Here is a 24435-nt window from a genome sequence, read left to right as displayed (position 1 = left end):
AAGCATCGACGTTAGCGCTCGCCGCGTCCGCGCAGCAGATGGATGATCGCGGAGAAATCGGAACCACCTTCGCCCCAGGCATTGTGCAGGCCGAAAAGCTGGGCGGCGGCCGCGCCGAGCGGCGTCGAAGCGCCGGCCGCCTGGGCCGCCTCCTGCGCGAGCTTCAGATCCTTCAACATCAGCGCGGAAGCGAAGCCCGGCTTGTAGTCGTTATTGGCCGGCGATGTCGGCACCGGGCCGGGAACGGGGCAGTAGGTGGTCAGCGACCAGCACTGGCCGGACGAGGTCGATGCGACATCGAACAGGGCCTGATGCGACAAGCCGAGCTTCTCGGCCAGTACGAAGGCCTCGGAGACGCCGATCATCGAGATGCCCAGGATCATGTTGTTGCAGATCTTGGCCGCCTGGCCGTTGCCGGCCGGTCCGCAATGGACGACGCGCCGGCCCATGGCGGAGAGGATCGGGTCGCCCTTCTCGAAAGCCTCCTTCGGGCCGCCGACCATGAAGGTCAGCGTCGCGCCCTTTGCTCCGCCGACACCGCCGGAAACCGGCGCATCGAGTGAGAGGCAGCCGCGTTCGGTCGCCAGCGCATGCGCCTTGCGGGCGCTTTCGACATCGATCGTCGAGGAATCGATGATCAGAGCGCCTGGCTTCACCGCGGGCAGGATGTCGGCCCAGACCGTGAGCACATGCTTGCCCGCCGGCAGCATGGTGACGATGATCTCGGCATTGGCGACGGCCTCCCTGGCCGAGCCGGCAATATGTACGCCGAGTTCTGCCGCAGCCTCCTTCGAGGCCTGCACCAGGTCGAAGGCGCTGACCTCATGTCCGGCCTTGACGAGATTGGCGGCCATCGGCCCGCCCATATTGCCGAGCCCGATGAAGGCGATGCTGGTCATGGTCTAACCTCGTCGTTTGAGAAGCTTTTCCGTGGAACAGGGATATCTCGGCTCTGAGGTTAGTTCCCCTTCGCCCGCCCCACCAGCGAGCGCGCCACGATCATGCGCATGACCTCGTTCGTGCCTTCCAGGATCTGATGCACACGCAGGTCCCGCACGATCTTCTCGATGCCGTAATCGGCGAGATAGCCGTAGCCGCCATGGATCTGCAGCGCTTCATTCGCGACCGCGAAGCCGGTATCGGTCGCAACCCGCTTGGCCATGGCGCAGAGCTTGGTCGCGTCAGGGGTCTTCTCGTCGAGTGCCGAGGCTGCCCGCCACAGGAACGTCCGGGCCGCTTCCAGCTCGGTCGCCATGTCGGCAAGCTTGAACTGCAATGCCTGGAAATCGGCGATGCGTGCGCCAAAGGCCTTGCGCTCCTGTGCGTAGGTCAGCGCCTTGTCGAGCGCGCCTTGCGCTCCGCCGAGCGAGCAGGCTCCGATATTGAGCCGGCCGCCATCGAGCCCTGCCATGGCGATCTTGAAGCCGATACCCTCGGGGCCGAGGCGGTTCGCCACGGGGACGCGGCAGTTCTCGAAGATCACTGCGCGCGTCGGCTGCGCGTTCCAGCCCATCTTCTTCTCGTTGGCCCCAAAGGAGAGGCCGGGCGTGCCGGTCTCGACGACGAGCGTCGAGATGCCGGAGGGACCGGCCTCGCCGGTGCGCACCATCACGACATAGATGTCGGAGACGCCGGCGCCGGAGATGAACTGCTTCTGGCCGTCGAGCACGTAATGATCGCCGTCGCGCACCGCCCTGGTCTTCAGGGCGGCAGCGTCCGACCCCGCGCCCGGCTCCGTCAGGCAGTAGCTCGCCAGATGCTCCATCGTACAGAGCTTCGGCAGCCAGGCATGGCGCTGATCCCCCGAGCCGTAGCGGTCGATCATCCAGGCGCACATGTTGTGGATCGAGATATAGGCTGCGACCGTCGGGCAGCCGGTCGCCAGCGCTTCGAAGATCAGCGCCGCGTCAAGCCGTGAGAGTCCGGAGCCGCCGACATCCTCGCCGATATAGATGCCGCCCATGCCGAGCGCGGCGGCCTGGCGCATCTCCTCGACCGGGAAGTGCTTCTCTTCATCCCAGCGCAGGGCATGAGGGGCGAGGGTTTCCGCGGCGAAACCCTGCGCCATGTCGCGGATCGCGATCTGGTCTTCGGTGAGGGAGAACATGTCGCGATCCTTGTCGTCCGGGACCTCAGCCCATCGTCGGGATGACGAAGCTTGCTCCATCCTTGACGCCGGACGGCCAACGCGAGGTCACCGTCTTGGTCTTAGTGTAGAAACGGATCGAGTCCGGGCCGTGCTGGTTGAGATCGCCGAAGGACGAGCGCTTCCAGCCACCGAAGGTGTAATAGGCCAGCGGCACCGGGATCGGCACGTTGACGCCGACCATGCCGACCTGGACGCGTGAGGCGAAGTCGCGCGCCGCATCGCCGTCGCGGGTGTAGATCGCGACACCGTTGCCGTATTCATGGTCGTTGGCGAGCTTGAGCCCTTCCTCATAGTCCTTGGCGCGCACGACCGAGAGCACCGGGCCAAAGATCTCTTCCTTGTAGATGCGCATGTCGGGCGTCACATGGTCGAACAGGCAGCCGCCCATGTAGAAGCCGTTCTCGTAGCCCTGCATCTTGAAGCCGCGGCCATCGACGACGAGCTTGGCGCCCTCATCGATGCCGGTTTCGACGTAACCCTTGATCTTGTCGAGCGCCTGTCTGGTGACGACCGGGCCGTAATCGGCGGAGGAGTCGGTGGAGGGGCCGATCTTCAGGCTCTCGACGCGGGGGATGAGGCGCTTCACCAGTTCATCGGCGGTGGCCTTGCCGACCGGAACCGCGACCGAGATCGCCATGCAGCGCTCGCCTGCCGAGCCGTAGCCGGCGCCGATCAGCGCGTCGACGGCCTGGTCCATGTCGGCGTCCGGCATGATGATCATGTGGTTCTTCGCCCCGCCGAAGCACTGCACGCGCTTCCCGTTGGCGCAGCCCCGGGCATAGATGTACTCGGCGATCGGGGTCGAGCCGACGAAGCCGACGGCCTTGATGTCGTGATCGTCGAGGATGGCGTCGACCGCTTCCTTGTCGCCATTGACAACATTGAGGATGCCGGGAGGGCCGCCGGCTTCGATGAACAGCTCGGCGAGACGCATCGGCACGCCGGGGTCGCGCTCGGACGGCTTCAGGATGAAGGCATTGCCGCAGGCGATGGCGGGGCCGAGCTTCCAGAGCGGGATCATTGCGGGGAAGTTGAACGGCGTGATGCCGGCGCAGACGCCGAGAGGCTGGCGCATCGAATAGATGTCGATGCCGGGGCCGGCGCCGTCGGTGAACTCACCCTTCATCAGGTTCGGGATACCGAGCGAGAATTCGACGACCTCGACGCCGCGCTGAATGTCGCCCTTGGCATCGGCGATGGTCTTGCCGTGTTCGCGGGCGAGCAGCTCGGCCAGCTCGTCATTGTTCTGCGCGATGAGGTCGAGGAACTTCATCAGCACGCGGGCGCGGCGCTGCGGGTTGACCGCCGCCCATTTCGGCTGCGCCGCCAGTGCGTTTTCGACAGCGGCGCGCATCTCGGCGGGAGAGGCGAGCGCGACCTTGCCGATCACGGTTCCGTCCATCGGCTGGTAGATGTCGGCCGCGCGACCCGAGGTTCCGGCGACGTGCTTGCCACCGATGAAATGACCGACCTGACGCATCGCGCCCTCCCTACGAATGGTGTGGTGTCTTGATTGGCTTCACCCCTACCATTCTCGTTTGCGCACGGCTATAGCAACTATCAAGTGAACGTCGTGCGCAAAAGCAAATATCGGGGAGAGCGTCTTGGAGAGGTTCGACTGGGATGATCTGCGCTTCTTTCTCGCCGTTGCCCGCTCCGGCCGGCTGACGGCCGCGGCCCGGCGTTTGGGCGCCGATCATGCCACGGTCTCGCGACGTGTCACCTCGCTGGAGGAATCGCTCAAGGCCAAGCTCTTCGAGCGCCGGCCGCAGGGCTACACCCTCACAGCCCATGGCGAGCGGTTGCTCGCCAAGGCCGAGAGCATGGAGACCGAGGCGCTCGCGATCCAGAGCGATATCGGCGGTGCCGACATGGCGCTGGCCGGCACTGTGCGGATCGGCGCGCCGGACGGTTTTGGCACCTGTTTCCTGGCGCCGCGCCTGGCCGGCCTTGCCAAGGCCTATCCCGGGCTCGAGCTGCAGCTGATCGCCATGCCGAGGCTGCTGTCACTCTCCAAGCGGGAGGCCGATGTCGCGATCACGCTGGCGCCGCCCAAGGAGGGCAAGGTCGTCGCGCGCAAGCTCTGCGATTACCGGCTCGGCCTCTATGCGACGCGCGAGTATCTCGACAGCATGCCGGCGGTGGCGAAGCCGGATGACCTCTTCGAGCATCGGATCGTCGGCTATATCGACGATCTGATCTTCACGCCGGAGCTCGACTATCTCGACGAGGTCGCCAAGGGCTTGCGGGCGCAGGTGCAGAGCTCGAATGTGCTGGCCCAGATGAATGCGGTCGTTGCCGGAGCCGGCATCGGCGTGATCCATCATTTCATGGCGGCGGCAGAGCCGCGCCTGGTGCCCGTCCTGCCGCATACGGTGTCGATCACGCGTTCCTTCTGGCTGCTGGTCCATGCCGATCTCAAGGATGTCGCCCGCGTGCGCGCCATCGTCGATTTCATAGTTCGCGAGGCAAAGGCGGCGCGCTCGCTGCTGATGGGCGAGCCCAGGATCGAGACGCAGGCAGCGGAGTGACGCTCAGATCCGCCAGGGCAGGACATTCTCCGGCAGGCGTTTGGCGCAAAGGTCGAGCAACAGCATCACGCAGAGGATCACGGCCGAGGCGCTGATCGCCACCGCGGCCGCTTCGCCGGCGAGCCCGGCTTCCTTCAGGCTGAACAGCACGACGCCGAGCGTCTCGGTTCCCGAGGACCAGAGCAGCGCCGAGACGGTGAGCTCGTTGAAGGCCACGAGAAACACCATCAGCGCGCTGACCGTCGCAGCCGGGGCGAGGATGGGCGCAACGATGAAGCGCAGCATCTGCCAGAGCGTGACACCGTCGAGTTTCGCCGCCTCCTCGTGATGCGCCTCGATCTGCGCCATCGCCGCGATCGGGGCTTTCAGCGCCAGCGGCAGGAAGCGCGCCAGATAGGCGAAGAGGATGATGAACGGTGTCGCATAGATGCTGACGCCGACCAGCGGCAGCGGCTTCAGGAACATCAGGATGCAGGCGATGGCGAGCACCACGCCAGGCAGCGCATAGGGCAGCTCGATGACGAGCTCGACGACACGCCTTGCCTTGCCCATCCGGCGCTCCAGCGCATAGGCGAAAGCGATCGATGTCAGCGCAAGGATCACCGCTGCGGTGCCGGCGAACAGGAAGGAGTTGCGGAAGGCGCGGGCTGTGACGTCCTGGCGCAGCAGCACCTCGGTAAACTTGTCGAAGGTCAGGCTCTGCCAGGACAGCGCGACGCCGAGCGCCGGTGTCAGCGCCTCGCTGAGCAAGGCAAGGAAGGGCAGGCCGAGCTTGAGGGCGATCAGGAGCCAAAGGCCGGCCGTGACGAAGGGGCGGGCGCTGCCGAGAGACCAGAAGGGCTGCAAGGGGCGCTCGATCTCGACCTTGCCGCCGCGGCGCGTCGCGAAGATGCTTGCGAGGATGCCGAGGCCGGCAACGAGCGCGACGAGCAGCGACAGGGCGGCGGCATCCGGCAGCCCCGCCGGTCCAAAGCTCGATAGCCGCCGGTAGATGAGGGTTGGCAGGGTGAGATAGTTCACCGGCAGTCCGAGCAGCGCAGGAATGCCGAAATTGCCGATGCCGGCGACAAAGGCGATTAACCCGGCTGCGACGATCTGCGGGCGCAGGACCGGCAGCAGGATGCGCGTGATGATCGTCGGAGGGGCCGCACCTTCGAGCTGCGCCGCCTCGACCAGCGAATGTGGAACGCTGCGCAGCCCGCTCCAGAGTGTGATCGCGACCAGCGGCGCGTGATGCAGCGCCATCACCAGGATGATCCCGGCGCGGCCCAGCAGGGGATTGGGCGTCCCCGGCGCCGGTGTCAGTCCCAGCGCGCCAAGAATGGGAGAGTGGGGTGCGGTCAGGCTGAGGAACGCGAGCGCCGCCACTTGCGGCGCGATCATCATTGAGAAGACGAAGGCGAAGGCGAGCGGGCGCTTGCCGCGCATATCCGTCACCGCGAGCAGGATCGCAACAGTGCCGCCAATGGCGAAAGCGCCGAGCGCAGAGAGCCCAGCGGTCTCGATGCTATGCAGCGTCGCGGTGAGAGCGGCCCGGCTGCCGATTTCGGCGAAGGCTGCGTCCGGCATGAACCGACCGCCGGGTGCGAAAGCGGCGAGCAGGAGACGCAGGAACGGAAGGCCACCGAAGATCAGGACGCAAAGCGCCACCAGCACGGGCAGCCCGATCCCTGCAGGCAGGTGCAACCCCGAGAGGAGCCGAGGCTGCCCGAGGTGCGGCCGGTCGGAGCGGGCGACGAGGGTCATGCTACGTCCGGCCTTGCTTGCGCTTACTCGAAGATCGCGCTGAAGCGCTTGCGCGCCGCGGTCTCGTCGGCCAGCGCCTTGGCCGCATCAAACGGCATCAGCTTGATTGCGGCACGCTCAGGATAGCCCGCCGGCAGCGCGACGTCCGGGTGGGCCGCGACATAGCCCTGCTTCAGGGCCAGTTCCTGGCCATCCCTAGAGATCAGGAAATCGACGAACGCCTTGGCGGCTTCCGAATTCCTGGTGCTCTTCAGGATCGCGACCGGTTCGCTGACGGCCGAGACGCCCTCGCTCGGGAACACGAACTCGACCGGCGCGCCCTTGGCCTTCTCGCGGATCGGCATGAAGTCGACGATCATGCCGTAGAGCTTCTCGCCGGTGGCGACCTGCCTCAGAATGTCACCATTGCCGCCTGCCGCCAGCGCTCCGTTGTTCCTGAGGGCTTCATAATAACCCCAGCCGCCGGGCAAGCTGCCCGCGAGCGTCATGGTGTGGATCAGAGCTGCCCCGGAGTTCAGCGGGCTCGGCATCGCCAGCAGGTTCTTGACCTCCGGCTTGCCGAGGTCGAGCCAGCTGGTCGGCTTCAGTCCCGCCTTGGTATTGTAGACGATGCCGGTGGTGATCAGCTTGGTCGCGAACCACATCTTCTGCGGGTCGTGAATGCCGGCGGGATAGGCCGATGTCGCGGCGGCTTCATGCGCCAGCAGCCGGTTTTCCTGCTTCAGCCCCTCCACCGTCACCGAATCGGCGATCAGAAGAATGTCGGCCTGAGGCGCGCCGGCTTCGATCTCGGCCCTGAGCTTGGCCATGATGCGCGGCGTGCCGTCGCGCACGAAGCTGATCTCGACCTTGGGGTACTTCGCCTTGAAGGCATCGATGGTCTGCTGTGCGTCCGTATTGGGCTGGCTGGTGTAGAGGACCAGCTTGCCCTCGGCGGCCTGGACAGGGAGAGGGGCCAGGCAAAGGGCAAGGCCCGTCGCAACCAGAGCGATCATCGCCTTCGAATGCATTGTCTTTCTCTCCTGTCCGTCGGCCGGCCGGCCTCAGGCACTCGCGGTAGACCGCGTATATGACACATCCGTGACCTGTCATCATCGGGGCCGCACATGGCAACGCAACTGCTCCACAAGGTGCTGGTGCGCCGGCGCTCTGGCTGCCCGATCTGCCCGAATTTCCCGCATCTGCCCGGCTTGTTTGTCGAATGGGTTTTCGACTAGTCTCCTCGACGAAGGCGTACGAAAACGTCGGATTTAAACGTTTGAAATGGGAGGTTCTCAATGAAATCCATGCGTTATCTCGTGACCGGCGCTGCCTTCGCCGCGATCGCCGCCGGCTGGTCCGGCGCCGCCGTTGCGCAGGAAACGGTGACGGTCTGGTTCACCAAGGGCTTCTACAAGGGCGAGGACGATGCCCTGCTCGCGGTCGTCGACAAGTTCCAGAAGGCGACGGGCGTCAAGGTCGACCTCTCGCTCTATGCGACTGAGGATTGCGTGACCAAGTCGGTCGGCGCTGTCGAGGCCGGAACGCCTCCCGATGTCGGCTTCTGCACCACATACGATTTCCGCACGACCGGCAAATGGGCCTTCGACGGCAAGCTCGAGGACGTCACCGACGTGATCGAGCCGATGAAGGCCGAGTTCCAGCCGCAGGCGCTGGCGACGACCTTCCTGATGAACAACAAGGCCGGCAAGAAATCCTACTACGCCTTTCCGGTTGAACAGCAGATGATGCATGTCACCTACTGGAAGGACATGCTGGAGGAGGCCGGCTTCAAGGAATCGGACATTCCCACCGGCTGGAACGGCTATTGGGATTTCTGGTGCGACAAGGTCCAGGGCGCGCTGCGTGCCAAGGGCAAGCGCATCTACGGCGTCGGCCATCCGATGGGCGTCGCTGCCTCCGACACCTTCTACAGCTTTCTGACCTTCGCCAACGCCTTCAACGCGCAGGTCGTGGACGAGAATGGCAAGATCGTTCTCGACCAGCCCAAGAACCGGGCCGGGATGATCGAGGCGATCAAGGCCTATTCGAACATCTTCCAGCGCGGCTGCACGCCGCCTTCGTCCGTGAACTGGCTCGACCCCGACAATAACGTCGCGTTCCACAACCGCACGACCGTCGCGACGCATAACGCCACGATCTCGATCGCCGGCAAGCACATGGACGACATGAACAATCCGGCGCTGACCGCCGAGCAGCGAGCCACGGCCAAGAAGAATTACGAGGACAATATCCGTACGGCGGAGTTCCCGAAGAAGCCCGACGGCAGCTCGATGACGAACCTGGCGGCGGTCAAGACGGCCGTGGTCTTCGCCGATGGCAAGAACAAGAAGCGCGGCAAGGAGTTCATGGCCTTCCTGATGAAGGACGAGAACCTGCGTCCCTTCGTCGAGGGCTCGGCCGGGCGTTGGGTGTCGACGACGCTGAAGGGCATCGAAGCCCCGTTCTGGTCCGATGGCAAGGACCCGCACCGCGCGGTTGTCTACAAGCAGTACAAGGACGGCACGGTTCCGTTCCAGTTCGTCTACAACTACAATTTCACGACCGTGAATGCCGAGAACGTCTGGGCCAAGGCGGTGAACCGGGTCGTCCAGGACAAGATCTCGCCTGAACAGGCCGTGGATGAGATGATCGCCCGCATCAAGCAGATCGCCGGCTGATCCCGACGACCTGAACGACAACGAAAACGGCATCCTGCGGCCGAACGCGCCGCGGGATGCCGACCCGTCGAATCAATGCGGGGCCTCGGAGGACGACTGATGACCGCCACCACCATGTCAGCGCCGGCAACGGTATCGGCCGAAATGACCTCGGGCCACACGCGAGACAGGGCGCTCTGGGGCGCGCTGATGCTGATGCCCTATATCCTCGTCTTCGCCGTGATGGTGGTCTACCCGGTTGGTTACGGTCTCTGGCTGGGGCTCAACTGGCAGTCCTATCGCGCGCTGTTCGCGGATCCGATCTTCCTGCGCACGGTGGTCAACACCATCATTTTCCTGTTCGTGGCGGTGAACCTCAAGTTCCTGCTCGCGCTCTGGCTCTCGGGCTTCTTCGTGCAGCAGCGCGCCTGGGTGCGCATCGTGCTGGTGCTGTTCATCCTGCCCTGGGCAGTGCCCTCGATCCCTACCATCCTGTCCTTCCGGGTAATGCTGAACCCGGAGAACGGCATGCTCAACCAGCAACTCTTCCACTGGTTCGGCATCGTCGAGGGGCCGGGCTGGCTTACCGACCCGACACTCGCCTTCGCGAGCTCGATCATGGTTCACATCTGGAAGTCGCTGCCGTTCTGGACGCTGATCCTGGTCACCGGGCGCTTGGCGATCTCGCAGGATCTCTATGAAGCGGCGAGCGTCGACGGAGCCAACAGGTGGCAGCAGTTCCGTTTCATCACCTGGCCGTCCCTGGCGACACTCTATGTCACCTCGACCATGCTCTCGATGATCTGGACGCTGGGTGATTTCAACAGCGTCTACCTGCTCACCGGCGGTGGGCCGGGCGACTTGAACCATGTGCTGGCGACGCTCGGCATCCGCTACATGCGCAACAACAACCTGGATCTCGGCATCGCCTCCATCATCGTCGCGATGCCGCTGATCCTGCCGATGGTCTTCGTGATGGTGAAGCGTCTGTCCAAGGGAGCCGAGTGATGAAAAAGGTTCTCGACGAGGGCAAGCTGATCCTGATCGCCATTCCGGTCCTGCTCTGGACCCTGCTGCCGATCTACCATCTCTTCGTGCTGTCGATCTCCAACCAGGAGTCGATGCTGGCCGGCAAGCTCTGGCCCGACCAGCCGACGCTCCAGAACTTCCAGATCGTCTTCAAGCAGCAGCATTATTATCTGACCAATTTCTGGCTGCAGATGTTCAACAGCTTCTTCATCGCTGTGGCGACGGGGCTGCTGACGCTCTTCGTTGCGACCTGCGCCGCCTTCGCCATCGCCCGGCTGCAGGTCAAGGGCGGGCGCACCATCATGAACCTGGCATTGGCGACCTACCTCATCCCGGCCGCCTTCCTTGCCATCCCGATGTACAAGGCGATGGGCTCCTATGGCTTGCTCAACACGCAGACTGCGCTGATCCTGGCCATGGTCGCGCTGGCTTCGCCCTATGCGATCTGGGTCCTGAAACAGGCCTCCGACAAGCTGCCGAAAGAGCTCGACGAGGCGGCGATCATGGATGGCGCGACCTCGCTGCAACTCTTCCGCATGGTCTATCTGCCGCTGATGAAGCCTTCGATGGTGGTCATCGGCATCTACGCGCTGCTGCTCGCCTGGAATGAGTATCTCTACGCCTTCCTGTTGCTCTCGAGCGAAAGGGCGGTGCCTCTCGCTGTCGGCCTTGGGCTCTTCCTCTCGGCGGATGATGCACCCTGGAACCTGCTGATGGCTGCCGGCCTGCTCTACGCCATCCCGCCCGCCGTGATCTATTATGGCTTCCGCAAGAACATGGTCGCGGGCCTGACATCGGGGGCGGTCAAGAGCTGACCCATCTGCGCCGCGCGCGCAGCCGCCCTTCCGGCTCGCTCGCTTGACCGCGCCGGAAGAGCGCCGCAGGTTTGACCATTGTTCAAGACACAGATTTCGGCAGGATCGCCATGACCGCTTCCAAGCTCGACCAGCTCCGCAAGATGACCACCGTCGTCGCCGATACCGGTGATATCGAAGCGGTGCGTCGTCTGAAGCCCGTCGATTGCACGACGAATCCGACCTTGCTGCTCAAGGCCGTCGAAACTCCGGCTTATGCTCATCTCGTCGATGAGGCGATTGCCTGGGGCCGGAAGGCGGCTGGTTCCAGCGAAGCCCGCGTGCACGCGGTTTGCGACCGGCTTGCCGTGACCTTCGGTGCAGAACTCGCCGGGATCGTCCCCGGACGGGTCTCGACCGAGGTCGATGCCGATCTCTCGTTCGACACGCAGGCGAGCATCGACAAGGCCCGCGCCATCATCGCCGCCTACAAGGAGCGCGGCATCGGACGGGAGCGCATCCTGATCAAGGTCGCCTCGACCTGGGAGGGGATCCAGGCGGCCAAGGTGCTGCAGGGGGAGGGCATCGACTGCAACCTGACCCTGCTCTTCTCGCTGCCGCAGGCCATTGCCTGCGCCGACGCGAAGGCCTTCCTGATTTCCCCCTTCGTCGGTCGAATCCTCGATTGGCACGTCAAGGCGGGCGGCGGCCCCTACACGGCGGAAACGGATCCCGGCGTGGTCTCGGTGCGCACCATCTACGCCTATTACAAGGCCTACGGCATCGACACGGTGGTGATGGGCGCCTCCTTCCGCAACACGGGCGAGATCGAGGCGTTGGCGGGCTGCGACCGGCTGACCATTGGCCCCGGCCTGCTCGACGAACTCGCTGCAGCGCAGGGCGATCTGCCGCGCAGGCTGTCGCCGGACAATTCCGGGAAGGCACCCGCGAAGCTGCTGCTCGATGAGAAGGCGTTCCGCTTCGCGCTGAACGAGGATGCCATGGCGACGGAGAAGCTCGCCGAAGGCATTCGCGGCTTCGTCAAGGATCTGCGCAGCCTGCGCAAGCTGGTCGATGCCCGTCTCGAAGGCGCCAAGGCTGCCTGATGTCGGCACTTGTCATCATCGACGTCCAGCGCGACATCCTGGCCGTGCCTGGAGCAGCGCGCGCGGTCGTCGGCGAGCGCTTTGCCAGGGTGCGCGAGCGCCTGGCAGAACTGATCGGGCGCGCGCATGCCGCCAGCCGCCCGGTGATCTTCATCCAGCATGATGGCCCGGCCGGGCACCGTCTCGAAACGGGGACACCAGGCTGGGACCTTCATCCCGACCTGCCGCGACGGCCGGGCGACATCGTCGTTCACAAGACGGCCTGCGATTCCTTTCACGACACGGCCCTGCAGGCCGTGCTCGCGGAACGGAGGATCGGCCATCTCGTGATCGGCGGGCTGATGACGCAGTATTGCGTCGACACCACCTGCCGACGCGCTGTCAGCCTGGGCTTCGATGTCACGCTCGTCGCCGATGCGCACACGACCGCCGACAGCGACATGCTGCAGGTCGAGCAGATCGTGGCGCATCACAACGCCCTGCTCGATGGTTTCGACGCCGGTTCCGCGACGATCCGTGTCAAGCCGTTGGCTCAGGTCGCGTTCGCCTGAATGGCGACCCGGCGCATCGCTGTCGTCACCGGAGGTGCCAAGGGTATCGGCCGGGCCGTCGCCGACAGGCTGGAGCGGGACGGACTGAGCCCGGTCGTCTGGGACCTCGCCAGGCCGGAACCGGGCACCCGCCCGTACATCCCCTGCGATGTCGCGAATGAAGCCGATGTCGCCGCCGCAACGGCTGAAACGGAGGCCAGGCACGGTCCGATCGCGGTGCTCGTCAACAATGCGGGCCTCACCGGTCCCTCGACGAGCGTTGCGGAGACGCCGCTTGAGCAATGGCAGAAGGTTCAGACGGTCAATCTCACCGGCACCTTCCTATGCTCGCGCATCGTTGCCGCGGCGATGCTGCCGCGCGGCTTTGGCCGCATCGTCAACATCGCTTCGCTGGCCGGCAAGGAGGGCACGCCGACGCTTGCCGCCTATAGCGCTGCGAAGGCGGGCGTCATCGCGCTGACCAAGGCACACGGCAAGGAGCTGGCCGGTACGGGCGTGCTGGTCAACGCGGTCGCGCCGGCTGCGATCGAGACGGACCTGCTGCAGCAGATGAGCGAGCAGACCGTTGCGACGATGATCGCCAAGAGCCCGCTCGGGCGACTGGGCACGGTCGATGAGCTGGCCGAACTCGTCGCCTGGCTGGCGAGCGAACGTTGCAGTTTCTCCACCGGTGCGGTTTTCGACCTTTCGGGTGGCCGGGCAACCTATTGAGAACAGCCGCGGTTCGCCCTTGGGGAGTGCCCGGAGTTGACTGCGCGCCCTGGTGGTGGGAGCCTTCGCGAAGTTCCACGGGGGGCATGGCCATGTCGGACGCACCGGAGCATCAACCACCTTCTCTCGGTACGCATCTTCTGCCTTTGCGACGTAACTGGGGCTGGCTTCTCGCAGCCGGGATTGCCCTGGTCATTCTCGGCGTGCTCGGGCTTGGCGCTTCCGCCTTGCTCAGCGTTGCCAGCGCCATCTGGTTCGGGGCGATGATGTTCGCCGGCGGTATGGTCATGCTGATCGACGCCTTCCGGCACAGCGGCTGGAAAAGCCTGCTGATGCATGTGCTGATCGGCCTGCTCTATCTCGGCGTCGGCATCATGACCTTCATCAATCCGGTTGTGGCGACGGCGTCGCTGACGCTTCTGGCAGGGTGCGCCCTGGTCGCGGCCGGCATCTTCCGCATCATCGTTGCCTTCCAGACGCGGCCGACGCCGGTCTGGATCTGGGTTCTGGTCTCCGGGCTGCTTTCACTTGCGCTTGGGGTGATGATCCTGGCGCAATGGCCGGCCTCGAGCTTCTGGGTCCTCGGCACCTTCCTCGCGATCGAGCTGATATTTCAGGGCTGGGCCTGCATCGCATTGGCCAAGGCGATCCGTTCGACCTTCGATGGTGCCGCCGCCAGGAGAGCTACGGTGCAGACGGGCTAATCACGCTGCGTTTGGACGAAATCGTCCAAACGCAGAAAACGTGATCGCGTCTCATCGTTTAGAGCATGCTTGATGCGAAAAACCGTTGCCACGTTTTCGCAGCATGCTCTAAGGCCGCCATCACCTTTGCGTGTGCGGGGCCACATGCCACGGCCCGGCCATCATGGGCGCGACAAATTGCGGAATGCTCCGTTTTGTCGCCCTCGTGATCACCGTCCTGGTCGCCGAGCCTGCTGCGGCGCAAACGACCTGGCGCATCGAGCGCGGAGCCGCCGATATCAGCTTCGTCACCCGCCGCTTCGGTGCAGTGGTCGCGACCGGTCGTTTCGGGCGTTATGACGGGACACTCGCGCTCGATTTCGACCAGCCCGAGAAGAGCCGCATCAAGGTCACGATCGAGACGGCTTCGCTCCAGGCCGGCTCTGCCACGATGGACGGGTTTATCAAGGGCGAGAGCATGCTGGATACCGGGCGGTACCCGACCGCGAGCTTTACCTCCGCTGCCGTGACGCGCACCGGCGAACGCAGCCTCGAGATTCGGGGGCAGCTCACCATCCGCTCCATCACCCGCCCGTTCACGGTTAGGGCAGTCGTGGATGGCGACGTCGAGCGGGCGCGCCGTGGGGCAAAACTGGCCTTTCATGCCAGCGGCACCTTCATGCGTCCTGACTTCGAGCTTGGGCGCGAGGTGAATGTGGTCGACGATCTGGTGGAATTGGCGATCAAGGGGCAATTGTCTCGATGAGCGAAGCGGCGGGCCGGCCGATACGGTGGCACCCGGCCCTCGTCACCCTGCATTGGCTGACGCTGCTGCTGGTCGTGACCCAGTTCGTTGTCGCCTCGCCGATGCGCGACGAGACGCGCAATCTTGTTGAGCGTTTCGAGTATTACCAGCTGCATAAATCGGTGGGATTGACGGTCGCGGGCCTGATCGTCCTGCGGCTTGTCCTGCGCCTGACTGTCGCCGCTCCGCCGCCCGCAAATCCGGGGCGATGGCTGCGGGTTGCGAGCGACACGGTCCATGCGGGCCTATATCTCTGCCTGATCGTCTTGCCGGTGACCGGGTTCCTGATGGTCTCTTCGGCGCCGCTGCAGATCCCGACGCTGTATTTCGGCTGGTTCGCTGTGCCGCACCCCATCGGTCCGGACAAGGCGACCTATGAGCTGATGCGCGGCCTGCACTATTGGCTGGGCAACCTGCTCCTTGCGCTCGCCGCGATCCATGTCGCGGCGGCGCTGGTTCATGCCCTGGTCTGGCGCGACGGCCTGCTGCGCCGCATGTCGTTCGGGCGCAGATGGGTTGAGCTTCGCGGCGATCAGCCCTGAGCGGCGAAGGCTTCCTCGCGGATCGTGGAGAGCGACTTTGCCGGCGTGATCGCTTCCGGATCGAGCAGGCAGTGGATGATCGCGGGCTTGCCGCTGGCGACCGCACGCTCGAAGGCCGGTGCAAACTCGGCCGTCGTCTCGACGCGCTCGCCATGGCCGCCGAAAGCCTTGGCGTAAGCCGCAAAATCCGGGTTCTTCAGCGTCGTTGCCGAGACGCGGCCTGGATAGTGCTTCTCCTGGTGCATGCGGATCGTGCCGTACATGCCGTTGTCGACCACGACGACGATCACCGGCAGCTCATACTGGACCGCCGTTGCGAAATCCTGGCCGTTCATCAGGAAACAACCATCGCCAGCAAAGGCAACCACCGTTCGCTCGGGAAACAGCCGCTTGGCGCCGATTGCCGCCGGCACGCCATAACCCATCGAGCCGGAGGTCGGCGCGAGCTGCGTCGCAAATTTGGTGAAGCGGTGGAAGCGATGCACCCAGGTGGCGTAGTTGCCGGCGCCATTGCAGAGGATCGCGTCGTCGGGCAGGTAGCGACGCAGCCAGGTGACGGCCTCGCCCGGATGGAAGGCGCCGGGGACCGGTGCTGGCTGCTCGCTCCAGCCGAGATAGGCATCATGGGCCTCCGCGGCGGCGCCCGCCCAGTTAATCGTCTGCGGCGGATGAACCGTCTCCAGGGCTGCGCAGAAGGCGGTCGGCGAGGCATTGATCGCGAGCGTCGGCCGGTAGACGCGGCCGAGTTCTTCCGGGTCGGGATGGACATGCACCAGCGGCCGGCCCGGATTGGGGATGCCGAACAGCGTGTAGGACTGGCTCGGCATCTCGGACAGGCGCCCGCCGACCAGCAGCACGAGATCGCTGTCCTGGATGCGCTTCAAAAGCTTCGGATTGGGGCCGATGCCGAGATCGCCGGCAAAATTCGGATGGTCGGCCGGAAACAGCATCTGCCGGCGGAAGGAGACCGCGACCGGCAGGTCGAAACGCTCGGCAAAGCGCTGGAAGCGCTCGATCGCCTGCGGGTTCCAGCGCGAGCCGCCGAGGATTGCGATTGGCGATTTCGCGGCCCAGAGCCGCTTCTGCAGGTCGATCGTCTGCAGCAGCGAGGGATGCGTCTCGGTGACCTGATAGGGTTCCGCATCCGCCACATCGGCGAGGTCGGTCAGCACGTCCTCGGGCAGCGCGATCACGACCGGGCCGGGACGGCCGGCGGTCGCGACATGGAACGCGCGGCTGATGATCTCGGGAATGCGGGCGGCGTCGTCGATCTCCGTCGCCCACTTCGTCATGGTGCCGAAGACGGCGCGGTAGTCGAGTTCCTGGAACGCCTCGCGCTCGCGCATGCCGCGCTCGATCTGGCCGACGAACAGGATCATCGGGGTCGAGTCCTGGTCGGCGATATGAATGCCCGGCGAGGCATTGGTCGCGCCGGGGCCGCGGGTGACGAAGCAGATGCCGGGCTTGCCGGTGAGCTTGCCGGCAGCCTCGGCCATCATCGCGGCGCCGCCTTCGGCGCGGCAGATGGTGACCTTCAGCTTTGCATCATGCAGCGCGTCGAGTACGGCAAGATAGCTCTCGCCGGGCACGCAGAAGGCGTCGGTCGCGCCATGAATCAGCAGTTGGTCGACGAGGATCTGCCCGCCAGTCCGTTCAGCCATGTGTATGTCCTCCCCAGGCGGGGTCGTTGAGGATGTCGTCTTGATGTTCGCCGAGCCGAGGGCTTGGCCGCGACGCGACCTGCCGTTCGCCGTCGATGACGATGGGCGAGGCGACGGTCGGGATCGCGCCCTTGGCCGCGGCCTCGGAAGGCAGGTCGACCTTGATGCCGCGTGCCATCACCTGCGGATCGGCAAAGACCTCGTCGATCATGTTGATCGGACCGGCTGGAACCCCAGCCTCTTCCAGCGCAGCCAGAAGCTCGGCCTTGTGGCGGCGGGCGGTCAGCGAGGCCAGCATCGGGATCAGGATCGCGCGGTTGGCAACGCGGCCCTTGTTGTCGGCATAGTCGCCATGGCTGCCGAGATCGGATCGGCCGAGCACGTCGCAGAGCCTGCGGTACTGCCCGTCATTGCCGGTCGCGATGATGATGTGCCCGTCAGCGACCGGGAAGACTTCGTAGGGCACGATATTGGGATGGGCGTTGCCGAGCCGGGCTGGGGCTTTTCCTGAAACCAGATAGTTCAGCGCCTGGTTGCCGAGCACGGCGACCTGCGTGTCCATCAAGGCAAGGTCGAGCGTCGCGCCCTCGCCGGTGGCATCGCGTCGCCGCAGCGCCGCCAGGATGCCGACAGTCGCATAGAGCCCGGTGAAGATGTCGGTCTTGGCATAGCCGGCCTTGGTCGGCTGGCCGTCGGGCTGGCCGGTGATCGACATCGAGCCGGCCATGCCCTGGATCAGGAAGTCGTAGCCGGCGCGCTCGGCATAGGGGCCGTCCTGTCCGAAGCCGGTGATCGAGCAATAGATCAGGTTCGGATGAAGCTTGCGCAGCGAGGCGGCGTCGAGCCCGTATTTGGCGAGCCCGCCGACCTTGAAGTTCTCGATCACCACATCGGCATGACCGGCGAGCTTGCGCACCAGGGCGCGGCCTTCCTCGGTGCGGAAATCGGCTGTGATCGAGCGTTTGCCGCGGTTGGCGCTGTGGAAATAGGCCGCCGAGAGCGTGCCGCCATCAACACTCTCGACGAAGGGAGGACCCCAGTTGCGGGTGTCGTCGCCCTCGGGGCTTTCGACCTTGACGACATCGGCGCCGAGATCGGCCAGCAACTGGCCGATCCAGGGGCCGGCAAGGATGCGCGCGAGTTCGAGGACGCGCAGGCCGGCGAGGGGAGGAGTCGTCATCAGGTCATTCCGGCTTCGAGGCTGCCGTCATGGCCGGGCGTGACCTGGCCATCTCTGGAAGGATGCGCGGTAAGGACATGCCCGGGGCAAGCCCCAGGCATGAGGTCGCGATCAGAAGAACGCCTGCAGCCCGGTGACGGCGCGCCCGAGGATCAGCGCATGAACGTCATGCGTGCCCTCATAGGTGTTGACCGTCTCCAGGTTGGCGGAGTGGCGCATGACATGGAACTCGATCGAGATGCCGTTGCCGCCATGCATGTCGCGGGCCTGGCGGGCGATGTCGAGCGCCTTGCCGCAATTGTTGCGCTTCACCAGCGAGATCATCTCGGGCGCCATCCTGCCGTCGTCGAGCAGGCGGCCGACGCGAAGCGAGCCCTGCAGGCCGAGCGTGATCTCGGTCAGCATGTCGGCGAGCTTCTTCTGGTAGAGCTGGGTCTGGGCCAGCGGCTTGTTGAACTGCTTGCGGTCGAGCCCGTATTGGCGGGCGCGGTGGAAGCAGTCCTCGGCGGCGCCCATCACGCCCCAGGAGATGCCGTAGCGGGCGCGGTTGAGGCAGCCGAACGGCCCCTTCAGTCCGGAGACGTTCGGCAGCAGGTTCTCTTCCGGCACGATGACGCCGTCCATGACGACCTCGCCGGTGATCGAGGCGCGCAGGCTGAGCTTGCCGCCGATCTTCGGCGCGCTCAGGCCCTTCATGCCCTTCTCGAGGATGAAGCCGCGGATCTGGTTGTCATGCGCAGCCGACTTCGCCCAGATCACGAACACATCCGCGATCGGCGAGTTCGAGATCCACATCTTCGAGCCGGTCAGCTTGTAGCCGTCGGCCACCTTCTCGGCGCGGGTCTTCATGCCGGCCGGGTCGGAGCCGGCGTCGGGCTCGGTCAGGCCGAAGCAGCCGATCCACTCGCCGGAGCCGAGCTTGGGCAGGTACTTCTTGCGCTGGTTCTCGTCGCCATAGGCGTAGATCGGATACATCACGAGCGAGGACTGAACACTCATCATCGAGCGATAGCCGGAGTCGACGCGCTCGACCTCGCGGGCCACCAGCCCGTAGGAGACGTAGTTGGCGCCGGCGCAGCCATACTCCTCCGGCACCGTCACGCCGAGCAGGCCGAGCTCGCCCATCTCGTTGAAGATGGAGCGGTCGGTCTTCTCCTCGAGATAGGCCTCCGAGACGCGCGGGAGCAGCTTCTCCTGCGCGTATTGGCGGGCGGTGTCGCGAATCAGGCGCTCGTCCTCGCTGAGCTGGTCGTCGAGCAGGAAGGCATCGTCCCACTGGAATTCCGCGAGCTTGTGGCTGGCGGAGTGGCTGCGTGCGGCTTCGGCCATGGTTTCTCTCCCCTTCGCTCAGGCGTCGACGTCGAAGCTGACGCCCTGCGCCAGCGGTAATGTCGTGCCGTAGTTCAGCGTATTGGTGGCGCGGCGCATATAAGCCTTCCAGGCGTCCGAACCGGCCTCGCGGCCGCCGCCGGTCTCCTTCTCGCCACCGAAGGCTCCGCCGATCTCGGCGCCCGAGGGGCCGATATTGACGTTGGCGATGCCGCAATCCGAACCTTCGCCGGAAACAAAGGTCTCGGCCTCGCGCATGTCGAGGGTGAAGATCGAGGAGGAGAGGCCAGCGCCAACCGCGTTCTGCAGCGCGATCGCCTGGTCCAGCGTCTTGTACTTCATGACATAGAGAATCGGCGCAAAGGTCTCGCGCCCGACCGGGCCGGTCTGCTCGGGCATCTCGACCAGCGCCGGGCGGACATAGAAGCCGCCAGTGCCGACATCGACCTTCTCTCCGCCCTGAACCTTGCCGCCGGCGGCCTTGGCCTCGCCAAGCGCCTTCTGCATGCCCTCATAGGCAGCCTCGTCGATCAGCGGGCCGACCAGCACGCCGGCCTCGCGGGGATCGCCGATCTTCACCGAGCCATAGACCTTGATCAGGCGCGGGATCAGCGCGTCGTAGACGCTCTCGTGGACGATCAGGCGGCGCAGCGTGGTGCAGCGCTGGCCGGCCGTGCCCATTGCAGCAAAGGCGATGCCGCGCAGCGCGATATCGAGATCAGCCGAAGGCGCGACGATCGCGGCATTGTTGCCGCCGAGCTCGAGAATGGCGCGGGCGAAGCGGGCGGCGAGCTTCTGGCCGACTTCCTTGCCCATCCGGGTCGAGCCCGTGGCGGAGAGAACCGGCACGCGGTGATCCTGCACCAGCGCATCGCCGATCTCGCGGCCGCCGATCAGGACTTCCGACAGGCCGACCGGAGCCTCGGGACCGAAACGCTTCATGGTGCGCTCGACGATGGCCTGGACGGCGAGCGCCGTCAGCGGGGTTTTCTCGGAGGGCTTCCAGACGACGCTGTCGCCGCAGACGAAGGCAAGCGCCGCATTCCAGGACCAGACGGCGACCGGGAAGTTGAAGGCCGAGATCACGCCGCAGACGCCGAGCGGATGCCAGGTCTCCATCATGCGGTGGCTCGGGCGCTCGGTGGCTATGGTCAGGCCGTAGAGCTGGCGCGAAAGACCGACCGCGAAATCGCAGATGTCGATCATCTCCTGGACTTCGCCCAGCCCCTCGGAAGTGACCTTGCCGGCTTCCAGCGTCACCAGAAGGCCGAGATCGGCCTTGGCGCTGCGCAGCTCCTCGCCGAGCAGGCGGACGAACTCACCCCGGCGCGGGGCCGGGACCTTGCGCCAGGCCAGGAAGGCGGACTGCGCGCGGCCGATCGCCGCCTCGGTTTCGGCAACGTTCGTCTCACGCAGCGTCGCCACCGTCTCACCCGTAATGGGGGAGCGCGCGGCAATACCCGCGGAAGCGAAGGCGGTGTCCGGCACGCCGAGACGCTTGAGCAGCGCGAGCGCATCCTTCGGCAAAGATGAAGCCATGTCCTGGTTCCGACCTGTCGATTGCTAGTATGTCAAATGGCGCGGGAAAGAGCCGCCGCGCCGGAAGGGCGCAGAATGCCCTCTTCCAGCCACGCTCGGCAACCGATATGTTCTCACGAGTTGATGAGAATAGATCATGACCTTTGATCTCGTTCCCGGTCGCCTTTCGGTGCCCTCCCTGTCGGCGCTCGCTGCCTTCGAGGCGGCTGCGCGCCATGGCAGTTTCACGCGCGCGGCCGAGGAACTGAACCTGACCCAGGGGGCGGTCAGCCGCCAGGTCGCGCATCTCGAGCAGGTGCTCGGCGTCAGCCTGTTCCAGCGCGTCAAGAAGCGCGTCAGCCTGACGCCGGCCGGCAGTGCCTATGCGACCGAAATCCGCGATGGGCTCTCGCGCCTTGCTGCCGCAACCGTCTCGGCCATGGCCTTTCGTGGCGCGGCCGGCGTGCTGCATCTCGGGATTCTGCCGACCTTCGGGACTCGCTGGCTGATCCCGCGCCTGCCGCGCTTCATCGAGGCTCATCCCGGCGTCACCATCAACTTCACGACCAAGCTGGTGCCCTTCGATTTCGGGCGCGAGCCGATCGATGCCGCGGTTCATTTCGGCGATCCGGTCTGGCCTGGCGCAGTGCTGCATCGCTTGATGGGAGAGGAGGTCGTTCCTGTGGCGGCGCCCTCGCTGGTCGAACGTCTGGGCTTGAAGGAGCCGGCGGACATGCTGCGCGCGCCGTTGCTGCAGCAGGCGACGCGGCCCCGCGCCTGGGCGAACTGGCTGGAAAAACAGGGGCTGCCACCAGAGCGGGCGCTGATGGGGCCACGCTTCGAGCAGTTTGCCATGGTCTCGCAGGCGGCCGTGGCCGGGTTGGGCCTTGCGATCGTGCCGCGCTTCCTGATCGAGGAGGAGTTGCGGTCCGGAGCGCTCGTCGTCCCGGTCGACCGGCCGGTCAGCGGCACGGAGGGCTACTACCTGGTCTATCCCGAGACCCGGGCGGCGCTGCCCGCGGTGATCGCCTTTCGCGACTGGCTGCTCGGCGAATGCGGGCTCAGCGCCTGAGCACTCGACAAGCCGGCGCAGTCGCGTCATTCATGCGTGAAATTCACCAACCCCGGCCGCAGAGCGTCGCGGCCTGAACTGCGCAGGGCTGACATGCCGTCCTTTTCCGAGACCGCCGATGTCGTGATCTGTGGAGGCGCCGCCATCGGTTCTTCCGTCGCCTATCATCTCGCTTCCGACCTTGGCTTCAAGGGCAAGGTGGTGGTTCTGGAGAAGGATCCCACCTACCGCTACTCCGCCTCGGCGCTCTCGGCGGCTTCGATCCGGCAGCAGTTCTCGAGTTCGGTGAACATCCGCATCTCGCTCCATGGTATCGAATTCTTGCGCAATATCGGGACGCATCTTGCCGTCGATGGCGAGGTTCCGGCCATCGATCTGCATGAGGGCGGCTACCTCTATGTCGCGAGCGGCGAGGGAGCCCCGGTCCTCGCTTCGAACCAGAAACTGCAGCAGGAAGAAGGCGCCGATATTGCGCTTTATGCTGCAGATATATTGCGCAGCAAATTCAGCTGGCTCAATGTCGAGGATCTCGCCTGCGGCACCTTTGGGGTCAGCGGGGAGGGCTGGTTCGACGGCTGGGCCCTGCTCCAGGCCTTTCGCAGGAAGGCCCGCGCGCTCGGCGTCGAGTACCGGCAGGGCGAGGCGGCGCGCTATATCGTGGAAGGCGGACGCATCGTCGGTGTCGAGCTTGGCGATGGTAGCCGCATCGGCTGCGGCGCCGTCGTCAACGCCTCGGGTACGCATGGCGCGCGGCTGGCGGCAACGGCCGGCATCGCGATCCCCGTCAGATCGATGAAGCGCTACGTTTTCAGCTTCACCTGCAAGGGCGAGGTCGACAATTGCCCGCTTCTGATCGACACCTCCGGCGCCTATTGCCGGCCTGAGGGCAAGCGCGGCAGCGAGGGACAGATGTTCATTTGCGGCGCCTCCCCGCCGGCTGAACTCGATCGCGAATGGATCGAGACCGATGCCGATGTCGAGGATGTCGACTGGTCCTTCTTTGAGGAACATGTCTGGGCGCCGCTCGCCCATCGTGTGCCCGCCTTCGAGGCGATCAAGCCCGGTCGCGCCTGGGCCGGTCCCTATGACATGAACGAACTCGACGGCAACGCCATCCTCGGCCCGGCCGTCGGCGTGGCGAACCTCTATCTTGCCAACGGTTTCTCGGGGCATGGCCTGCAGCAGTCCCCGGCTGTGGGACGGGGCCTTGCCGAGCAGATCGTGCATGGCGGCTATCGCACGCTCGATCTTGCCGATCTCGGCCATGAGCGCATCGTCGCGGGGCGGCCGCTGACGGAGGCCAATATCATCTGAGGAGGCCCGCATGGTCGATCCGGCTTATGTTCAGACCATGGCGCGCTACAACGCCTGGCAAAACCGGAGCCTGTGCGATGCAGCCGATACGCTTGACGAGGAAGGTCGCCGTCGGGATCGCGGCGCCTTCTTCCGGTCGATCCATGGCACGCTGAACCATGTCCTCTGGGCTGATGAAACCTGGCTGCACCGGCTGATCGGAACACCAAAACCGCCGATCAGCGGCCGCGATGCGCCGACCTATGTCGAAGACTGGGCCGAATTTCGCCGCCGGCGCGCCGAGCGCGACGAGGCGATCCTGGCCTGGGCCGCCACGGTCGATGCCAACTGGCTGCGCGGGACGCTGATCTGGTATTCGGGGGCGGCGGGCCGCGAACTCGGCAAGCCGCGCGCTTTTGCGGTCATGCACATGTTCAACCACCAGACGCATCATCGCGGGCAGCTCCACGCCATGCTGACGGCGGCCGGAGCCAGGCCGGAAGATACCGACCTTCTTCTCGTCGACGAGCCACGCTGAACGGCCCCCCAGTTCAGGCCTGCTCGGTCCGCTTCGTTCGAGGCGGCGTCTTCGTCGGGTCAGGCTTGTCGCCGTCCTCCCTGGTTTCCGGGATGGTAACCGTCGTGTTCTGGCTCAGCTTCTGGAACAGTCCGAGTCCGACCATCGCCAGCACTGCGAGCAGGACCAGCAAGCCGGGATAGACCACATCGCTCATCGTGGTCCGCGACGCCTTGGTGATCAGCACCAGCGATTCCAGGCTGAGCGCAATGATGATGATCGTCATGAACTTGGTCAGCGAACCGCGCGCCTCGGCCGGGCGCCGCAATTCGCGATCGCTGACCACCTCTTCCTCGAACAGGAATTTGCCGACATCCGCGACCGCGACCGCAATGATCACGAGGCCGATCCCGTCGAGCATGGTCTCAAGTGCGCCGTCGCCGGTCCGGAAGCCGGTGAAGGTGCGCCACACCGCAACCACCATCAGCACCACCGAGGCGGCGAGCAGGGAGCCTGCAATGGCGCTGTAGAGGATGCGGCTGAAGAGCAACATGGGGCGGCGCTGTCTGTCCGAAGAAA

At 65.3% G+C, this 24435-nt stretch carries 23 protein-coding genes; 13 read left to right on the top strand and 10 right to left on the bottom strand.

What is annotated here, in order from left to right; genetic code table 11:
* Positions 1–11: 11 nt before the first annotated feature.
* From mmsB to FG93_RS02365, 3 genes are read right to left on the bottom strand one after another with little or no spacing between them, the layout of a single operon-like run.
* Positions 12–899 carry a 3-hydroxyisobutyrate dehydrogenase gene (gene mmsB, locus FG93_RS02375; protein ID WP_043231328.1) on the bottom strand — a complete coding sequence of 296 codons (888 nt, stop codon included), beginning with the start codon at positions 897–899 and terminating at the stop codon, positions 12–14.
* A 59-nt stretch (positions 900–958) separates the two neighbouring features.
* Complete coding sequence (locus FG93_RS02370) at positions 959–2107, bottom strand: isobutyryl-CoA dehydrogenase (RefSeq protein ID WP_043231326.1); 1149 nt, start codon at positions 2105–2107, stop codon at positions 959–961.
* A gap of 25 nt (positions 2108–2132) precedes the next feature.
* Positions 2133–3629 carry a CoA-acylating methylmalonate-semialdehyde dehydrogenase gene (locus FG93_RS02365; protein WP_043231324.1) on the bottom strand — a complete coding sequence of 499 codons (1497 nt, stop codon included), beginning with the start codon at positions 3627–3629 and terminating at the stop codon, positions 2133–2135.
* A gap of 124 nt (positions 3630–3753) precedes the next feature.
* On the opposite strand from FG93_RS02365, the gene FG93_RS02360 reads away from it, so the two are divergent.
* Positions 3754–4680, top strand: coding sequence for a LysR family transcriptional regulator (locus FG93_RS02360; RefSeq protein WP_081881255.1), 927 nt, complete (start codon positions 3754–3756; stop codon positions 4678–4680).
* A gap of 3 nt (positions 4681–4683) precedes the next feature.
* Here FG93_RS02360 and FG93_RS02355 read toward each other — a convergent pair whose 3' ends face one another.
* Positions 4684–6426, bottom strand: coding sequence for an iron ABC transporter permease (locus FG93_RS02355; protein WP_081881254.1), 1743 nt, complete (start codon positions 6424–6426; stop codon positions 4684–4686).
* Between the two features lie 23 nt (positions 6427–6449).
* On the bottom strand, positions 6450–7436 hold the full coding sequence (locus FG93_RS02350; protein WP_081881253.1) for an ABC transporter substrate-binding protein: 987 nt from the start codon (positions 7434–7436) through the stop codon (positions 6450–6452).
* Between the two features lie 276 nt (positions 7437–7712).
* Between FG93_RS02350 and FG93_RS02345 the strand changes: the two genes are divergently transcribed.
* From FG93_RS02345 to FG93_RS02305, 9 genes are all read left to right on the top strand, one after another.
* Positions 7713–9086 (top strand): ABC transporter substrate-binding protein, encoded by a 1374-nt coding sequence (locus tag FG93_RS02345; protein ID WP_043231833.1) that lies wholly within the window; start codon positions 7713–7715, stop codon positions 9084–9086.
* A 114-nt stretch (positions 9087–9200) separates the two neighbouring features.
* A complete protein-coding gene (locus FG93_RS02340) occupies positions 9201–10073 on the top strand; it encodes a carbohydrate ABC transporter permease (RefSeq protein WP_200878059.1) in 873 nt (290 codons plus the stop codon).
* Positions 10073–10909, top strand: coding sequence for a carbohydrate ABC transporter permease (locus FG93_RS02335; protein WP_043231320.1), 837 nt, complete (start codon positions 10073–10075; stop codon positions 10907–10909). Before FG93_RS02340 ends, FG93_RS02335 begins: the two co-directional genes overlap by 1 nt.
* Positions 10910–11019: 110 nt before the next feature.
* Positions 11020–11994 (top strand): transaldolase, encoded by a 975-nt coding sequence (gene tal, locus FG93_RS02330; protein WP_043231318.1) that lies wholly within the window; start codon positions 11020–11022, stop codon positions 11992–11994.
* Positions 11994–12545 (top strand): cysteine hydrolase family protein, encoded by a 552-nt coding sequence (locus FG93_RS02325; RefSeq protein WP_244448471.1) that lies wholly within the window; start codon positions 11994–11996, stop codon positions 12543–12545. The genes tal and FG93_RS02325 overlap by 1 nt, the downstream gene beginning before the upstream one ends.
* Complete coding sequence (locus FG93_RS02320; RefSeq protein ID WP_043231313.1) at positions 12546–13256, top strand: SDR family NAD(P)-dependent oxidoreductase; 711 nt, start codon at positions 12546–12548, stop codon at positions 13254–13256.
* Positions 13257–13348: 92 nt separating this feature from the next.
* A complete protein-coding gene (locus FG93_RS02315; RefSeq protein ID WP_161783756.1) occupies positions 13349–13960 on the top strand; it encodes an HdeD family acid-resistance protein in 612 nt (203 codons plus the stop codon).
* Between the two features lie 184 nt (positions 13961–14144).
* Positions 14145–14705, top strand: a complete 561-nt coding sequence (locus tag FG93_RS30975; RefSeq protein WP_052513258.1) for a YceI family protein — start codon at positions 14145–14147, stop codon at positions 14703–14705.
* A complete protein-coding gene (locus tag FG93_RS02305; protein WP_043231311.1) occupies positions 14702–15286 on the top strand; it encodes a cytochrome b in 585 nt (194 codons plus the stop codon). The genes FG93_RS30975 and FG93_RS02305 overlap by 4 nt, the downstream gene beginning before the upstream one ends.
* Here FG93_RS02305 and FG93_RS02300 read toward each other — a convergent pair.
* From FG93_RS02300 to FG93_RS02285, 4 genes are all read right to left on the bottom strand, one after another.
* Complete coding sequence (locus FG93_RS02300; RefSeq protein WP_043231309.1) at positions 15277–16947, bottom strand: thiamine pyrophosphate-binding protein; 1671 nt, start codon at positions 16945–16947, stop codon at positions 15277–15279. The genes FG93_RS02305 and FG93_RS02300 overlap by 10 nt on opposite strands.
* Complete coding sequence (locus tag FG93_RS02295; RefSeq protein WP_043231308.1) at positions 16940–18127, bottom strand: CaiB/BaiF CoA-transferase family protein; 1188 nt, start codon at positions 18125–18127, stop codon at positions 16940–16942. The genes FG93_RS02300 and FG93_RS02295 overlap by 8 nt, the downstream gene beginning before the upstream one ends.
* Before the next feature lie 111 nt (positions 18128–18238).
* On the bottom strand, positions 18239–19456 hold the full coding sequence (locus FG93_RS02290) for an acyl-CoA dehydrogenase (protein WP_043231307.1): 1218 nt from the start codon (positions 19454–19456) through the stop codon (positions 18239–18241).
* Positions 19457–19474: 18 nt separating this feature from the next.
* Complete coding sequence (locus FG93_RS02285) at positions 19475–20995, bottom strand: aldehyde dehydrogenase family protein (protein ID WP_043231306.1); 1521 nt, start codon at positions 20993–20995, stop codon at positions 19475–19477.
* Positions 20996–21131: 136 nt separating this feature from the next.
* On the opposite strand from FG93_RS02285, the gene FG93_RS02280 reads away from it, so the two are divergent.
* The 3 genes from FG93_RS02280 (at position 21132) to FG93_RS02270 (ending at position 23877) form a co-directional block, all read left to right on the top strand.
* Complete coding sequence (locus FG93_RS02280) at positions 21132–22046, top strand: LysR family transcriptional regulator (protein WP_043231304.1); 915 nt, start codon at positions 21132–21134, stop codon at positions 22044–22046.
* Positions 22047–22139: 93 nt separating this feature from the next.
* A complete protein-coding gene (locus FG93_RS02275; protein WP_043231302.1) occupies positions 22140–23360 on the top strand; it encodes an FAD-binding oxidoreductase in 1221 nt (406 codons plus the stop codon).
* Positions 23361–23370: 10 nt separating this feature from the next.
* Complete coding sequence (locus FG93_RS02270; protein ID WP_043231300.1) at positions 23371–23877, top strand: DinB family protein; 507 nt, start codon at positions 23371–23373, stop codon at positions 23875–23877.
* 13 nt (positions 23878–23890) lie between these two features.
* On the opposite strand, the gene FG93_RS02265 is transcribed toward FG93_RS02270, so the two are convergent.
* Positions 23891–24409, bottom strand: a complete 519-nt coding sequence (locus tag FG93_RS02265) for a hypothetical protein (protein ID WP_052513257.1) — start codon at positions 24407–24409, stop codon at positions 23891–23893.
* Between the last annotated feature and the right edge of the window lie 26 nt (positions 24410–24435).

Source organism: Allobosea sp. LC85 (assembly GCF_000735605.1).
Lineage (GTDB): Bacteria > Pseudomonadota > Alphaproteobacteria > Rhizobiales > Beijerinckiaceae > Allobosea.
The sequence above is the reverse complement of the archived record's forward strand: the minus strand, read 5'-3'. Positions and strand labels throughout refer to the sequence as shown.